This window comes from Geobacillus sp. ZGt-1 (genome assembly GCF_001026865.1).
GTDB classification, from domain to species: domain Bacteria; phylum Bacillota; class Bacilli; order Bacillales; family Anoxybacillaceae; genus Geobacillus; species Geobacillus thermoleovorans.
Genome location: NZ_LDPD01000025.1, coordinates 180,655 through 196,017 on the forward strand (window position 1 = coordinate 180,655; position 15,363 = coordinate 196,017).

The 15,363-nt window shown below is 52.5% G+C and carries 17 protein-coding genes and 1 pseudogene; 1 reads left to right on the forward strand and 17 read right to left on the reverse strand.

Translation table 11 applies throughout. The features are described from left to right. Positions 1-63 precede the first annotated feature (63 nt). Positions 64-777 carry a pirin family protein gene (locus VU18_RS13555; RefSeq protein ID WP_023633674.1) on the reverse strand — a complete coding sequence of 238 codons (714 nt, stop codon included), beginning with the start codon at positions 775-777 and terminating at the stop codon, positions 64-66. A 340-nt stretch (positions 778-1,117) separates the two neighbouring features. Here VU18_RS13555 and VU18_RS13560 point away from each other — a divergent pair, with 340 nt between their 5' ends. Beyond that, positions 1,118-1,522: a hypothetical protein gene (locus VU18_RS13560; protein ID WP_023633672.1), complete on the forward strand. Its 405-nt coding sequence runs from the start codon at positions 1,118-1,120 to the stop codon at positions 1,520-1,522. 97 nt (positions 1,523-1,619) lie between these two features. On the opposite strand, the pseudogene VU18_RS13565 reads toward VU18_RS13560, so the two are convergent. The 16 genes and pseudogenes from VU18_RS13565 to hpf all read right to left on the reverse strand — a co-directional run. After that, positions 1,620-1,850: pseudogene (locus tag VU18_RS13565) on the reverse strand (MerR family DNA-binding protein); the annotation flags it as partial. A gap of 134 nt (positions 1,851-1,984) precedes the next feature. Beyond that, complete coding sequence (merA, locus tag VU18_RS13570; RefSeq protein ID WP_042381723.1) at positions 1,985-3,625, reverse strand: mercury(II) reductase; 1,641 nt, start codon at positions 3,623-3,625, stop codon at positions 1,985-1,987. Between the two features lie 57 nt (positions 3,626-3,682). Beyond that, positions 3,683-3,976 (reverse strand): transporter, encoded by a 294-nt coding sequence (locus VU18_RS13575; RefSeq protein ID WP_011232567.1) that lies wholly within the window; start codon positions 3,974-3,976, stop codon positions 3,683-3,685. A gap of 67 nt (positions 3,977-4,043) precedes the next feature. Beyond that, positions 4,044-4,826 carry an alpha/beta fold hydrolase gene (locus tag VU18_RS13580; RefSeq protein ID WP_011232568.1) on the reverse strand — a complete coding sequence of 261 codons (783 nt, stop codon included), beginning with the start codon at positions 4,824-4,826 and terminating at the stop codon, positions 4,044-4,046. 549 nt (positions 4,827-5,375) lie between these two features. Continuing rightward, positions 5,376-6,674 (reverse strand): murein hydrolase activator EnvC, encoded by a 1,299-nt coding sequence (locus tag VU18_RS13585; protein ID WP_042381724.1) that lies wholly within the window; start codon positions 6,672-6,674, stop codon positions 5,376-5,378. Positions 6,675-6,701: 27 nt separating this feature from the next. Beyond that, positions 6,702-7,595 (reverse strand): permease-like cell division protein FtsX, encoded by an 894-nt coding sequence (gene ftsX / locus VU18_RS13590; protein ID WP_042381726.1) that lies wholly within the window; start codon positions 7,593-7,595, stop codon positions 6,702-6,704. After that, positions 7,576-8,271 (reverse strand): cell division ATP-binding protein FtsE, encoded by a 696-nt coding sequence (gene ftsE / locus VU18_RS13595; RefSeq protein WP_011232571.1) that lies wholly within the window; start codon positions 8,269-8,271, stop codon positions 7,576-7,578. The genes ftsX and ftsE overlap by 20 nt, the downstream gene beginning before the upstream one ends. A 259-nt stretch (positions 8,272-8,530) precedes the next feature. Further along, positions 8,531-8,863, reverse strand: coding sequence for a cytochrome c551 (gene cccB, locus VU18_RS13600; RefSeq protein ID WP_047758266.1), 333 nt, complete (start codon positions 8,861-8,863; stop codon positions 8,531-8,533). A gap of 63 nt (positions 8,864-8,926) precedes the next feature. After that, complete coding sequence (locus VU18_RS13605; protein ID WP_047758267.1) at positions 8,927-9,790, reverse strand: YitT family protein; 864 nt, start codon at positions 9,788-9,790, stop codon at positions 8,927-8,929. 136 nt (positions 9,791-9,926) lie between these two features. After that, a complete protein-coding gene (locus VU18_RS13610; RefSeq protein WP_047758268.1) occupies positions 9,927-10,187 on the reverse strand; it encodes a type II toxin-antitoxin system RelE/ParE family toxin in 261 nt (86 codons plus the stop codon). Beyond that, complete coding sequence (locus VU18_RS13615) at positions 10,156-10,416, reverse strand: hypothetical protein (protein WP_082218538.1); 261 nt, start codon at positions 10,414-10,416, stop codon at positions 10,156-10,158. The genes VU18_RS13610 and VU18_RS13615 overlap by 32 nt, the downstream gene beginning before the upstream one ends. 108 nt (positions 10,417-10,524) lie before the next feature. Then, a protein-coding gene (gene prfB, locus VU18_RS13620; RefSeq protein ID WP_112111375.1) for a peptide chain release factor 2 occupies positions 10,525-11,629 on the reverse strand; the annotation gives its coding sequence in 2 pieces (ribosomal slippage) (positions 10,525-11,553 and positions 11,555-11,629; 1,104 coding nt in all). Positions 11,630-11,722: 93 nt separating this feature from the next. After that, complete coding sequence (secA, locus tag VU18_RS13625) at positions 11,723-14,236, reverse strand: preprotein translocase subunit SecA (RefSeq protein ID WP_011232577.1); 2,514 nt, start codon at positions 14,234-14,236, stop codon at positions 11,723-11,725. Between the two features lie 109 nt (positions 14,237-14,345). Further along, entirely contained in the window at positions 14,346-14,534 is a 189-nt protein-coding gene (locus VU18_RS21285; RefSeq protein WP_369793576.1) for a hypothetical protein, read from the reverse strand. 5 nt (positions 14,535-14,539) lie between these two features. Next, entirely contained in the window at positions 14,540-14,884 is a 345-nt protein-coding gene (locus VU18_RS21290) for a hypothetical protein (RefSeq protein WP_317889384.1), read from the reverse strand. 55 nt (positions 14,885-14,939) lie between these two features. Then, the coding region (gene hpf / locus VU18_RS13635; RefSeq protein WP_047758269.1) for a ribosome hibernation-promoting factor, HPF/YfiA family at positions 14,940-15,363 on the reverse strand (424 nt) is incomplete at its 5' end.

The window sequence follows — 15,363 nt, forward strand, 5'->3', positions numbered from 1 at the left end:
CGTTTTTCACCGGCCTTCTAGAATGGAAGCCAAACCAATGAGCCGCACAAAAACGAAACGCTTTCACCCCTCTTTTGGCAAGTCGATGAGCATCAACCGCGATCCTTCGTTCGTTGCGAGGCGAAGAACCGGCGTTTCCGTGATGCGGGCCGCATCGCGCCGCTCGAGATGGGCCTCGCCGTTTAACGTCAGATCCCCCTCAATGACAAAGACAAAGATGTTCCGCCCTTCCGGCTGGGTAAACGTCACCTCATGCCCGGCTTCCAAATCGGAAAGATAAATCGTCAAATCTTGATGAATGTGAGCAATCCCCGGGGAAGACGGGTGTTTCGTGACAATCGGCAGCAAGGCGTTTTTCATCTTGTCGACCGGAAACTCGGTCCGCTCGTACGACGGCGGCAATCCGTATTGTTCCGGCAAAAACCAAAGTTGCAAAAAGTTCACCTCTTCCGTCGCCGACGGGTTCACTTCCGAATGGACGATGCCGGTGCCGGCCGACATCCGCTGCACGCCGCCGAACGTTGTCACCGCCTTATGTCCGGTGCTGTCTTCATGTTGCAAATAGCCTTTAAGCACGATCGACACAATTTCCATCTCCCGGTGCGGGTGAGCGCCAAAACCGGAGAGCGGCGCAACGAAATCGTCGTTTAACACCCTTAGCGGGCCAAACTGGATGTTGTTCGGATCATAATACTCGCCAAATGAGAAGCTATGGTATGTTTTCAGCCAGCCGTAATCGGCATGATATCGGGACGACGCCCGGTCGATGCGGATCATCTTGTTCCTCTCCTTCATTTATCGAAATAGAGCACCAAGAGCATGCTGCTTTGATACGGCGATCGCCATAGCGATCATAGTCATGTGATATATACGATGCGGATCATGAAAAATCTAGAATGCTGGTGATTCAACAGGAAATGCGGTTCAATCATGTCGCTTCTCAAACGGAGGAGCCTTATATATAAATGTTGCTCTTCCCTCCACTCAAGAATCATCGATATTAGGGGAAATGGACGTTTTTCACCGGCCTCCTTGGAGGGCTAGCCAGCATGAAGTTCTACATCAATTTGATTGGTTCTAAAATCTCGAATTCGAGATTATTATATAAAAAACCGTTTTGCCTGTCAACTTTGGAACGATTAAAATCGACTATCATTGGTCTGACCGCCATTCCCATTTACACATTAAAGACCAGACGGGTGAAGTGACAACAAATGACGTCCAGTCGCTCATTAACGACTTGCAAGCATCACCGTCGCTGTCAAATGATGAAATCATCGCCAAAATCCAAACTCTCTTTTCCCTTGATATCCCGTTCCGCCTTGAACTCGAGTGGAAATATGGAAGCGGCCGGACGCGGAAACTTTCCGTCAAGCAAGACGAGGACAAAGGAGAAAATGCTGGGCAACCCGGCGATGATCAAGATGACGATGACCAAGGTCATGATCAAAATCACGACCAAGACGATGATGACTACGATGGCGGCAATGTAGGCGGCGATGATGGCAACAGCAGCGAATAATCGCGTCCTGAGCAGACAAGCAGCTGCCCGAAAGGCCGGGAAACCGGCTAATGAGGGCAGCCGTATTTTTGTCGGGGCTTCCGGCCTCCACTTTCTTTTATTTCCTTTCCTCGTCCGGCCGTTCTTCGAGCAGCAGATCAATAATCGGGCAGTTATATAAATTGTCTTCATGAGGGCAACATTCCTTTAACTGCTGGAGCATCGCTTCGATCCGCCTCAAATCGCGAATGCTGGCTTGAATCTCCTCGATCTTTTGCGTAACAAAGCGGTACATGTCTTTGCATCGATCGCGATCCCGATCGACAACGCCAAGCAGTTTATCAATTTCTGTTCAATCACCAGCCTTTTAGGGAAGCGTTCCGCCAAACGGACCGCTCCCCATTAAGCTTCGTTGCAACCGCAACAGCAATGAGTTCCCCCCCTTGATAACGGTCCGCGAAGCGGCGGCCCAATTCGAAGGCCTCATCCCGCGCAGCACGATAACTTCGAAACATCTTGGTCAAACGTAAGCGCCGCCAGCTTCAGCCCCTCCGCCATCGTTAAATACGGGACAAGCGTGTGGCGAAGGTCGTCGATCGTTAATCCGAATTGAATCGCCAACGCTGCGGCGTAAATGACCTCGCCGGCATTGTCCGCGACGATGTGGGCGCCTAGCAGCTTGCCCGTACGGGCCTCAGCGACAAGTTTAAACACCCCCGTCGTTTCCCGGTTGACGATGGCGCGCGGCACCGCCTCAAGCGGCAGGACGGACGTTTTCACGTCATACCCGTTTTCTTTCGCCCGCTGTTCGGTCAAACCGACGGTGGCGATGGCCGGATGGGTGAACGTCACCGCCGGAACGACGGCCGTATCCCAGCGCTTGTTCAGCCCGCCGACGGCATTAGCCGCGGCAACGGCTCCCTGATAGGCCGCGACATAGACGAACTGCGGGCCGAGCGTGACATCGCCTGCCGCATAAATCGACGGGTTCGTCGTCCGTGTGTATTCGTCGATCAAAATTTCCCCGCGCGCCCCGACTTCCACACCGGCTGCCGGCAAGTTCAACGCCGCCGTATTCGGCGTTCTCCCGGCAGCCACGAGCAATTCGTCCGCTTCGATGACCCGGGTGCGTCCGTCCACGTTCACATACACTTTTTTCGTATTCCCATCTTGTTCGACCCGTTCAAATGAAGCACCGGTGATGACGCGGATGCCTTGTTCCGTGAGCGCCCGCGTCATCGCTTCGGAAATTTCCGGGTCATACTCTTTCAGCAGGCGCGAGCTTCGCTGCATCAACGTCACCTCCGAGCCGAGATGGTGGAACAGCTGTCCCAACTCCATCCCGATGTAGCCGGCGCCGATGACAGCGAGCCGCTTCGGCACTTTTTTCAGTTCAAGCAAGGTCGTGCTGGTCAAGTAGTCGACATCATGAAGTCCCGGAATATCCGGCACGGCCGGGGAAGCGCCTGTCGCGATCAAAAACCGTTTCGCCGACAGCGTTTGGCCGTTCACTTCAATCGTTTGGCGATCGATAAACCGAGCCTCCCCTTGGATGAAATCGAACCCATACTCTCCGATCAAGTCTGCATATTTCGCTTGGCGAAGCTGCTCGACCAGTTCATTTTTTTGCTTCACTAACGGCGCCAAATCAACCGGACCAGCGGATGTATGCAGGCCGAGAAACGGATGATTTCGCGCCAACGCATAGATTTCTCCGGCCCGAAGCAGCGTCTTCGATGGCACGCATCCGATATTGACGCACGTCCCCCCGACCGTTCCGCGCTCGACCATCGCCACTTTCGCCCCGTATTTCACCGCTTCGATCGCCGAGGAAAACGCCGCCCCGCCGGAACCGATGATCATGTAATCATACTCTCCCTCGCCATCGATAACAGATCTGGCTGATGCGGTGATCTCCTCGGCTTCCCCCGGCTCGTAATGGGCGTTTTTGACCGCTTGTCTCGCCATGTCAACGTCCGTGCCCTCAGGCAGCGCGAATACCACTTCACCGCGCCGGAAGCTGACATCCATCAGCTTAGCCCCAATCGCCTCCAGCGCTCTGGCGACATGTTGTTCACAGCCGGTGCATGTCATGCCTTGGACGGTCATTCGATATGTTTTCATGGTAAAAAACACTCCTTATCAACAAATGTCTCTTTCCTATTTTGTTCAGTTCCTCTATCACTCGTCCTCATGATTCGTTCGGAAGGGGACACAGCACGCCCCATGGCCGTTTCCCGTTTTCCCTCGGCCATAGCTTTCCGTTTCACCTGATCGCATTGGCTTTCGCTTTCCAACCATCATCATCAGCGAAAAGAAAAACAAAACCGTAAAAAGGCCGATGGCAAGGCTTTGGTGTCGGATCAAATACGCACCGACCGATGTTCCGGCCAACAACGGCAGAATAACCGCCAGATGACACGGGCAGCTGAGCAGTGCCAGCACGGCCCAAAACGATTTTTTGACCATTTCCATCGTTCTCCCTCCTTGCGATGACGGGGTGGGGGGGTTCCCGTCTTTGCTCAACATTATAAACGATAGACTAAGGTACAGAGTCAAGGGGGAATGTGGTGCGGCCAAACCATTTCCTTGGATCGGCCAAGCAACGCCCGAAACCATAAAAAAATCCCCGCCTTAACAGCGGGTCATACGGATCAATAGGCAATGGTAAGTAGCTGTGATCTCCCCGTGCGCCAAAAAGCGCTGTTCGTATTCGCGCATCATGGCTTTGAATAGCGCTGGGAGCGCGTTCAACGATATAGCGCGCAGCAGCAGGTGGACAAATCGCATCTTGCTCACCGTGAACGATCAGCATTGGAGCGGAGATGTCCGCCAAAAACGGGCGCGCATCGGCCTCAATCAAATAATCAAGCCCGATCAGCAGTTCCTCAACCCGATCGCGGTAAAAGAACTCAGAAATATCCCCCTTTTCGCTCTTGGACCATAATGAAGCAAGGAAAGCAGCTATCGTGTCAGCCGGCCGTACTTGCAGCTTTGTTTTCATCCGCTTGACGATCCGTGGATGCCATCCAGCTTCATAACCGTCATCGGCAATAAAACGGCTCGTGCCGCCGATCAAAATAAGGCGAGAGACCCGCTCGGGATAAGCATGGGCCAACTCTAGCGCCACAAGCGAACCGAGCGACCAGCCGATGACCGTCGCACGCTCATGAAGCACCTGTTCCGCTCGCTTTCGAAAGCAATGAACCGTTTTAATTTCCTTCCATTCGACGACTGTCGCATTTCCCCTTAGTGATAACGAATCGAGCAACGGCGCAAAAATATCCGCTTTCATTCCCCATCCCGGAATGCAGACAATATTCATGGGATCCCCCCTAACTTTCTGCCAACACAGCCATTGATCCAAACGGCCCGTCAAGCTGTTGCTTCATCGATAAGCAACAAGCACCATGCAAGAGAAGATGGGAAACGCCTTCCTTAACGGACAGCGTGTGGATGTGAAGCTAGATTAAGCGGCCGCTTTTTTCTCGATCATGACCCATACGCTTTGCGCCGTCATGTACAAAATCAGCCCAGAGCGTTGGTTGGTTTTCCCCGAGCTTCGGTCCTTGCGCCTTTATCTCCTCATCCCGTAAATCGGATCTTTCCCCCTTTCACCACCATTTGTAAACCAAAAATAAATAAATGTTTACATTTATCGTATCACAGGCAACCGATGGCCACAATCTTTTTTCATTCCCAACGAGTTGGAGAGGGTCTCCCGCATCCATCACCGCCAAAAACGGATTGAAACAGAATCAAAGCGGAATGGGCATAGAATTTGCCTGCCGATGATGTTAAATCAATCAAAAAAATACGCAACTTGTCCCGCCAAAAGACAGACAAGTTGCGCCATGCCACCTACCGTTCGAAATTAGAAAGGAATATAGTCAAGCGGATTGACCGCATTCGTTTTCGCCTCGTTCCAGCCGCCGCGATGCAGTTCAAAATGAAGATGCGGACCGGTCGAATTCCCTGTATTGCCCATGTAGCCAATAATTTGTCCTTTACGGACGTGCTGCCCTTCGCCAACAAGACGCGCTTCTAAATGAGCGTACACGGTCGTATAGGTTTGCCCATTCATCACATGGCTGATGAAAATGACGTTGCCGTAGCTGCTAGAATAGTAGGAGCGGAACACAATGCCGTCCGCTGCAGCGACAACCGGCACAACGGGAGCTCGCTTGCCGATGTCGACCCCTGGATGGAAGTCCGTGCCGCCAAACCGGTAGCCAAAGCCCGAGGTGATCGGTCCGTTGGCTGGACGGGTAAACGCCCCGCTCGATACAGGCGGCGTGCTGCCGCCGGATGGCGTTTCTCCTGATGACGCTCCTCCACCGTTTGGCGAGGCATATGTACGTCCTCTCTGTTTCGCTTCTTCTTCGGCCCGTTTTTGCCGTTCGAGTTCGGCAAGCTGCTCTTTCACCGCCGCTTCTTGCTTGGCGATCAGTTCTTTTTCTTCTTCAAGCGCCATCTTATGATCATGCTCTTCTTCCTCTTTTTGCTTCAAATCGGCCATCAGGCGATTTTTTTGTTCCAGCTGGTCGGCCAGCTCGGCCTGCAGCTGCTTCAATTCTTGCAAATCCGCTTGCAGCTTGTTCCGCTTCTCCGTCAATTCGGCTTCCTTTTTCTCTTTTAACGTTTTATCAGCTTCCTGCTCGCGGATGATTTGTTGGTCCGCTTCCATGATCGTCGTCACGGCGCTCATCCGGTCAATGAAGTCGCTGAAGCTTTGCGCGCCAAGCAATACTTGCAAGTAGCTGATCGCTCCGCCGCTTTCCTGCAAGGAACGAAGCCGCTCCTTCAAAATTTCATTCCGCTTTTCAATCCGTTCTTGAATTTCGGCAATTTCTTGTTTCAATTGGTCAATGGCTTGCTCCGTTTGGTCAATATCTGCGCTGACGTTGCGGATTTTGCCGCTCGTTTCCTCAATGGCAATGTTCAGCTTTTCAATATCGTTGGCGACTTGTTTTTGCTGCGACTGAAGGGCTTCGATGTTTTTTTGCGCCTCGCTGATTTTTTCCTGCACCTCTGACCGTTTCGAACGAAGCGCGTCGATCTCGCCCCGCTTTTGTTCGATATCACGAGTGCTGACGGCGTCCGCCGCCGGCGGCAGAACGCCAAGGCCGAGCGCCGCGGCGACCACGAGCGCCATCATGTTTTTCTTTTTCATCGCTTTCCCTCTCCCTATGACTTTTGTTTACACTTTTAAAAACTTGCGCACCGACATGACGCTTCCCCAAATGCCGATGCCGGCGCCGATCGCCAAGAGCAGTGCGCTCAACTGCCACATAAACGGCGAAAACGGAAGAAGTTCAAAAAACGGCAAGGAAACCCGCTGTTCATACACTTGATACACGTTGTAGTACACGATCGAAAGCGCCGCGATCGGGAAGAGAGCGCCAAGCATTCCAAGCCATAACCCTTCCAAAAAGAACGGCCAGCGGATAAACCCGTTCGTCGCGCCCACGAGCCGCATAATTTCGATTTCGCGGCGGCGGGCGAAAATCGTAATTTTGATCGTGTTGGAAATGAGAAACATCGCCGTAAACAACAATCCGAGAATGAGCACGAGCCCCACGTTGCGCGCCACTTTCAGCGCGTCAAACAGCTTCTCGACCGTCCCTTGGCCATAATTGACTTTATGGACGAACGGCAATGTTTCGATTTGTTTGGCGATTTTCACCGTATCTTGCGGATGGGCCGCTTTCACGACGTATACATCGCTCAACGGATTGTCCTGTTCAAATAAGCGGAACGACGAGCCTTCATCCCCCATGCTTTTGATCAGCCGCTTCAGCTCTTCGTCCTTCGATGAATAGCGCACTTCCTTGACGTTTGGAATGGCTTCAATTTGCCGGCGCAAGACGTCTTTTTGCCGGCTGTCGGCCGTCAGCTCGATATGGACGCGAATTTCGACATCGTTTTCGACTTTTTTGGCAAAATGGTTGATGTTGAACATGACGACAAAAAAGACGCCGACAAGCAAAAGCGTCACCGTGACGGCACTCGCGGACGCAAACGTCATCCAACCGTTGCGGCCAAGGCTTTTGATGCTTTCCCGGACGTGGCGCTTAAACGTATGAAGCGTCATAGCCGTATTCCCCCTTCGCCTCGTCGCGGACGATTTTCCCGTTTTCGATGGCGATGACGCGCCGCCGGGTCGCGTTGACGATCTCTTTGTTGTGGGTCGCCATCACAATCGTCGTTCCCCGGTCGTTGATTTTTTCAAACAGCTCCACAATGCCCCATGAGGTTTCCGGGTCCAAGTTTCCTGTTGGTTCGTCGGCAATCACGATCTTCGGGGAGTTGACGATTGAGCGGGCGATGGAGACGCGCTGCTGTTCGCCCCCGGACAATTCGTTCGGATAAGAGCGGATTTTATGTTTGAGGCCGACTAGGTCGAGTACTTCCATCACTTTTTTGCGGATCACTTTCGGCGATTCTTCAATGACTTCCAAGGCAAAGGCAACGTTTTCGTAAACGTTGAGCTTCGGAAGCAGCTTGAAATCTTGGAACACAACACCGATATGGCGGCGCAAAAGAGGGACTTTGCTGTCTTTGAGTTTGGCAAGGTTGACGCCGTTGACCATAATGGTCCCGCTCGTCGGCTTTTCCTCGCGGTACATCATCTTAATAAACGTCGACTTCCCAGCTCCGCTGGGTCCAACGACATAGACGAATTCTCCTTGCTTGATGCGGACGTTGATGCCGTTTAACGCCACAACGCCGTTTGGATACGTTTTGTATACATCTTGCATTTCAATCATCATCATCACCTATTTTCGACTTCCCTGTTGCCATTTCTCGAGCTGTTTCGAATGAATCTTGCAAAATTCCGCAAGGATTATTATAACACGATTTTCTATTGTCGAATTTTACATTTATATTTCAAATGGGGAACAATGGAGAAACTAGGACAAAAGATTCAAAAAAGCAAACACCGCCCCGTTCTTAAGCGAACAAGGCGGTGCACCTTCCTTGAATGAAACGATCTTTTCCTTTCAAAGAGTCAGAAACATCCGTCCATTATTTTTTCGCAGCCAGCCATTCCGCCACTTTGTCGGCGTCTTCCCCTTTAATGATTCCTGCCGGCATCGCGCCGCGGCCGTTGGCGATAATGTCTTTAATCTGATCTTTCGAATACTTGCTTCCAACCTTTTGCAAGTTCGGGCCGACCCCGCCCGACAGGTCTTGTCCATGACAGGACGCACAGTTTTGTTTAAAAATTTGCTCGGCGGACGCGGCGGTATCCCCTCCACCATTGTTGCCGTTGTTGTTCCCAGCGTTATCCCCGCCACCTCCGCATGCCGCGAGCGCGAGCGAAACGCCAAGGAACATCGCAGCCAACTTCCATTTCATGGCGAACTCCCCCTCAAACGAAAAATTCCGTTCCCCATTTATTATAACCGATTTCTTCCCCTGTTACGTACGTTGAAATCCCTCGCCGAGCACCTCAGCAGCGTTCGCAACGATGACAAACGCTGTCGGATCAATGGTTCGGACGATTTGTTTCAATTTCGTGAACTCCGATTGGGCGACGACGCACATCAACACCGGGCGCTCATGTTGCGTGTAGCCGCCATACGCCGGCAAGCGCGTCACTCCGCGGTCGATTTCGTGTAAAATGGCGCGGCGCACTTTTTCCTCTTCTTTTGTAATAATCAGAGCGATTTTCGAATACCCAAGCCCGACTTGGACGAGATCGATCGTTTTGCTTGTCACATACAACGCGATCAAGGCATAGAGCGCCCGTTCGATATCAAACACAAACGCCGCGGTCAACACGATCAAGCCATCGATGAAAATCACGCACATCCCAAGCGACAGCCCGGTATATTTATGGATGATTTGCGCCGCCAAATCAGTGCCGCCGGTCGACGCCCGGCCGCGAAACACCATGCCAAGGCCGAGCCCAACGCCGATGCCGCCAAAAATCGCGCCAAGAAGCGGATTTGTCGTCGCCGGCTCCATCTCTTTCGTCAAATAGACAACAAGCGGCAAAAACACCGTCCCCACGAACGTTTTCACGCCAAACTGCCGGCCCAAAAGCACAACACCAGCGATAAAGAGCGGAATGTTGAGCGCCCATTGGACATACGCCGGTTCAATGCCGAACAGCGCATGCATGATCGTGCTGATGCCGCTCACTCCGCCCGAGGCGATCCGGTTTGGCAGCAAAAACACGTTAAACGCCACAGCGACGATCGCCGCGCCGATCAGAACATACGCATACTCCAAAGCCGCCTCCACCGCCGGAGGCATGGTCTTCTCTCTTCGCTTCCGCATGCTTCCCCACCTTCCTCTGTGAGTATAGCATGCCCGTTTTGGCAAGTAAATGACAGCCGATTAACGCGATAATGGTCTGCTATGCTAAAGGAAAAAAGGACGATCCGATGATCGCCCTAGCCAAAAAATACAAGCCTCAATACACATCCCCGCGGTTGCCGATCGCCTCAATATAGATGATTCGTTCATCATGATCGATGCGAAACAAAACACGATATGTTCCGACCCGCAGCCGATATAATCCATCCTGCCCCTTCAACTTTTTTATATCCCCCTGCGGTGGGATCGCAAGCAGACCTTGCAACCCAGAGGCCAACCGTTCTTGAACCTCTTTTTCTTGCCTAGCGATGAATTTGACTGCGGCCCTACGGTAAATCAACTTGTAGCCCGAATTCACGCTTGGCTTCTCCCCCGGTGATATATCCTTCATCGCTTTGCAGCTGCTGGCGCTCTTCTTCCGTCAACGCTTCTTCTTCATCTGTTTCGTCAATCCGCTCCCATACCATTCGTTCCTTTCTGGACCGATCAAGCAAGTACATCAAAAAATCGTACGCTGTTTGATGATCCGTTTCATCCAACCGTTCAATCAGTTCGTAAAGCAATTGTTTGCGCACAGCCAAAGCCATCGCCCTCCTTTTGCCTTTCGTTACCTTCAGCATACCACGGGGGTGCAGATGCGTCAAAACCAGAAAAATGATTTTTGAAACGAAAAAGGACGATCCGATGATCGCCCTTTACTTCAACTTCGCACGCAAATACGCGTCAATAAACACATCAATTTCCCCATCCATCACCGCTTGCACATTGCCGACCTCGACGTTCGTCCGATGGTCTTTGACAAGCGAATACGGATGGAAGACGTACGAACGAATTTGGTTGCCCCAGCCGATTTCTTTTTGCTCGCCGCGCAGCTCAGCGAGCTCGGCTTGCTGCTCCTCGAGTTTCTTTTGGTACAATTTCGCCTTCAACATATTCATCGCTTTTTCGCGGTTTTTGATTTGCGACCGCTCCGATTGGCACGTGACGACGATCCCGGTCGGCAAGTGGGTGATGCGCACGGCCGAGTCGGTCGTGTTGACGTGCTGCCCGCCCGCGCCGCTTGAGCGGTACGTGTCGATTTTCAGCTCTTCCGGCCGGATCTCAATTTCAATGTTATCATCCAATTCCGGCACAACCTCGCACGACACGAACGACGTATGGCGGCGGCCTGAGGCGTCAAACGGCGAGATGCGAACCAGCCGATGCACCCCTTTTTCCGCTTTTAAATAGCCGTAGGCGTTGTGCCCTTTAATGAGCAGCGTGACGCTCTTGATCCCGGCTTCCTCGCCCGGCAGGTAATCGAGCGTCTCCACTTTAAACCCTTTTTTCTCCGCCCAGCGCGTATACATGCGCAAAAGCATCGACGCCCAGTCTTGCGACTCGGTGCCGCCTGCGCCGGGATGGAGTTCCAAAATGGCGTTGTTTTGGTCGTACGGCTCGTTGAGCAGCAGCTGCAACTCGAACTCGCTGAAGTCTTTCATCAGCTTTTTCGCTTCCTCGACGAGTTCAGCTTGGAGCTCGTCATCCGGCTCTTCCTTGAGCAATTCGTACGTCACTTCCAAGTTGTCAAACCGTTCTTCAAGCGAGGAAAATTCCTCGACGAGATCTTTGAGCGCATTCGCTTCGGAAATGACCGCCTGCGCCGATTTTTGATCATCCCAAAAGTTTGGCGCGGCCATTTGCTCTTCTAATTCGCGAATGCGCGCCTGCTTCGCTTCGAGGTCAAAGAGACCCCCTGATTTCCGCTAATCGCTTAGCCATTTTCTCAAGCTCTTGCTTGATTTCCACCAAATCGATCATGTTGTCCTCACCTCATCATCAATATAGTATGCCAACGATGAATGTCTGCCATTCAAAAGGGAGGCAGAGCCTCCCTTTTATATTTATAAACGGTCACACCGTTCTTCCGCAACAATGTTTATATTTTTTCCCGCTCCCGCACGGGCACGGGTCGTTGCGGCCGACGCGCACCGCCTTGCGGACCGGTTTTCTCTTCGGTTCTTCGCCGTCTTCTTTCGGGTGAACCGCTTCGCCTTTGGCCACCTCTTGGCGCTCAAGGTTATGGTGAATTTCCGCCTTCATAATATAGGTGGCGACTTCCTCTTCAATCGCCGCAATCATCTCCTCAAACATGGCGTAGCCTTCCATCTGATATTCGCGCAGCGGGTCGACTTGCCCGTAGGCGCGCAAATGGATGCCTTGGCGAAGCTGCTCCATCGCGTCGATATGGTGCATCCATTTCATATCGACAGCGCGCAAGACGACGACGCGTTCAAACTCGCGCATTTGTTCAGGCGGGATTTGCGCTTCTTTCTCATCATAGCGCGCCTTCACTTTCGCCCAAATGAGCTCGATCATCTCTTCGGGCTCTTTGCCGCGCAAGTCAGCTTCCGTTACATCCCCTTCCGGAAGCAGATGGGCGTTGAGATACTCAACGAGCCCTTTCAAATTCCATTCTTCCGGAACCTCTTCTTTCGGCGTATGAGCGTTGACGACGCGCTCGATCACCGAATGGATCATCTTTTCGATAATGCCGCGCAAGTTGTCGGAATCGAGCACTTCATAGCGCTGGCGGTAAATGATTTCCCGCTGCTCGCGCAGGACATCGTCATATTGAAGCAGCTGTTTGCGGGCGTCGAAGTTGTTGCCTTCGACCCGTTTTTGCGCCGACTCGACCGCTCTCGTCACCATTTTGCTTTGGATCGGCTGCGAATCGTCCATTCCAAGGCGGTCCATCATCGCCATTAAGCTTTCCGAGCCGAAACGGCGCATCAATTCGTCTTCAAGCGACAAGTAAAACTGCGACACCCCAGGGTCGCCTTGACGCCCGGAACGGCCGCGCAGCTGGTTGTCGATCCGCCGGCTTTCGTGACGCTCCGTGCCGATGACCGCAAGCCCGCCAAGCTCCTTTACCCCTTCGCCAAGCTTAATGTCCGTCCCGCGCCCGGCCATGTTCGTCGCAATCGTCACCGCGCCTTTTTGCCCCGCTTGGGCAATGATCTCCGCCTCTTTCGCATGGTTTTTCGCGTTTAAGACATTGTGCGGGATGCCGCGCTTTTTGAGCATCTCTGACAACATCTCGGACGTTTCGATCGCCACCGTGCCGACCAACACCGGCTGCCCTTTCGCATGGCGGGCGGCGATGTCCTCGACCACGGCGCGGAACTTCCCTTCCATCGTCCGATAAATCAAATCCGGACGGTCTTCGCGGATCACCGGGCGGTTCGTCGGAATGACGACGACGCGCATGTTGTAAATGTTGCGGAACTCTTCCTCTTCCGTTTTCGCCGTCCCCGTCATCCCCGCCAATTTTTCATACATGCGGAAATAGTTTTGGAACGTGATCGTGGCCAACGTCATCGACTCGTTTTGAATCTCGAGCCCCTCTTTCGCCTCAATGGCTTGATGAAGCCCATCGCTGTAGCGGCGGCCGTGCATCAAGCGCCCGGTGAACGGGTCGACGATGATCACTTTTCCGTCTTGCACGACGTAGTCGACATCGCGCTGCATCGTTACGTGCGCCCTTAGCGCCAGCTGAATGTGGTGGTTGAGCGTGACGTGTTTCAAATCGAACAAGTTGTCGATGCCAAACGCGCGCTCCGCTTTGTTGATTCCTTCTTCCGTCAGCTGGACGCTTTTCGTTTTTTCATCGTATGTGTAATCGACATCTTTGCGCAACGTGCGGACAAACGCATTCGCCTGCACATACAGCTTGGTCGACTTCTGCGCCGTCCCTGAAATGATGAGCGGCGTCCGCGCTTCATCGATCAAAATCGAGTCGACCTCGTCGATGATCGCATAATAGAGCGGCCGCTGCACAATATGCTCCTTATAGAGGACCATGTTGTCGCGCAAATAGTCAAAGCCAAACTCGTTGTTCGTCCCGTACGTAATGTCGGCATTGTACGCCGCTTGCTTCTCCTCGCGCGACATACCGCTCAAGTTCAAGCCGACGGTCATGCCTAAAAACTCATACAGCTTGCCCATTTCCGTCGCATCGCGCGTCGCCAAGTATTCGTTGACCGTCACGACATGCACGCCGCGCCCGGTCAAGGCGTTCAAATAGACAGGCATCGTCGCCGTCAACGTTTTCCCTTCCCCGGTTTTCATCTCGGCGATGTCGCCTTCATGCAAGACGACGCCGCCCATAATTTGCACTTTATATGGGTACAAACCGAGGACGCGCTTCGCCCCTTCGCGCACGACGGCAAACGCCTCAACAAGCAAGTCATCGAGCGATTCGCCTTGTTGGTAGCGGGCTTTGAATTCCTCGGTTTTTTGCCGCAGCTGTTCATCGGACAGTCGGGCCATCTCCGGACCGAGCGCATCCACTTGATCCGCAATTTTCTCGAGCCTTGCCAACTGACGCTTGTTCGGGTCAAATACTTTTTTTAAGACTCCAAGCATAGGAAACGCTCCTTATTTTTCATGGACTCACTTCTTCATCATATCATTATACAGGGATCAGTGACAACTGTTGCACAGGCTTAGAGAGGGGCATGTCCAAAAGAGGGAATCACGCCTTGGACGGAAGCTGCTCAATCGCCGCTTCCGCATGGTGAAGCCGCCGGTTCAGCGCATAAATTTCAAAACTTTTCTCCTCAACTTTTTCATGAATTTTGCGAAGCAATATTTGCACATCATCCACAAGCTGCGTTTCGACGCGATAAAGCGTTTCTTTCACTTTCGCCAACTCCGCTTCCACACGGTCTAATCTTGTTCAAGACGGCTGATGCGCCCGTTCATTTCATCGACGCGGCCTTCAAGCGCTTCAACGCGAGCCGTCAGCGAACCCATTTGCCCGCTCATTTCTGCTAAACGGCCGTCGATCTGCACAAAACGCTCATTCATTTGAGCAAAGCATTCGTCAATCCGAGCAAACTGTTCATCAATCTGGGCAAACCGCTCATCAATTCGCGCAAACCGTTCGTCAATCTGCGCAAACCGTTGGCGAGTTTCTTCTTGAAACGCCAAAAATCCTTGTTCCATGTTATCCAACTTGGACCATATTCGACGCAGCAGTTCCTCCATCGTTCCCCCTTTTGCTTCCTTCACGCATATTATAACATCCCCTGCCAAAAAAAGCAGGGGATGCGCATAGAAGGGTGATTCAATTCGCCTCGATCAGTCCGTACTTTCCGTCTTTGCGGCGGTAAACAATGTTCGTCCGGTTCGTTTCCGCGTTCGTGAAAATGAAGAAGTTGTGCCCTAACAAATTCATCTGCAAAATCGCTTCTTCGCTGTCCATCGGCTTCAAGCTGAAGTGCTTCGTGCGCACGATTTCAAACTCCTCTTCATTCTCCGCTGCGGAAGCGCCGATCGAGACAGGGGCAGCCAGCTTCGCTTCTTTCTCACGGTCACGCAGCTTCCGATTGACTTTCGTTTTATGTTTACGGATTTGCCGCTCCAGTTTATCGGTTACTAAATCGATCGCCGCATACATATCCTCATGGCGCTCTTCAGCGCGCAGCAACAAATGCGGCATCGGAATGGTCACCTCGATTTTCCCTTGTCCATCGTTGTAAACTTTTAAA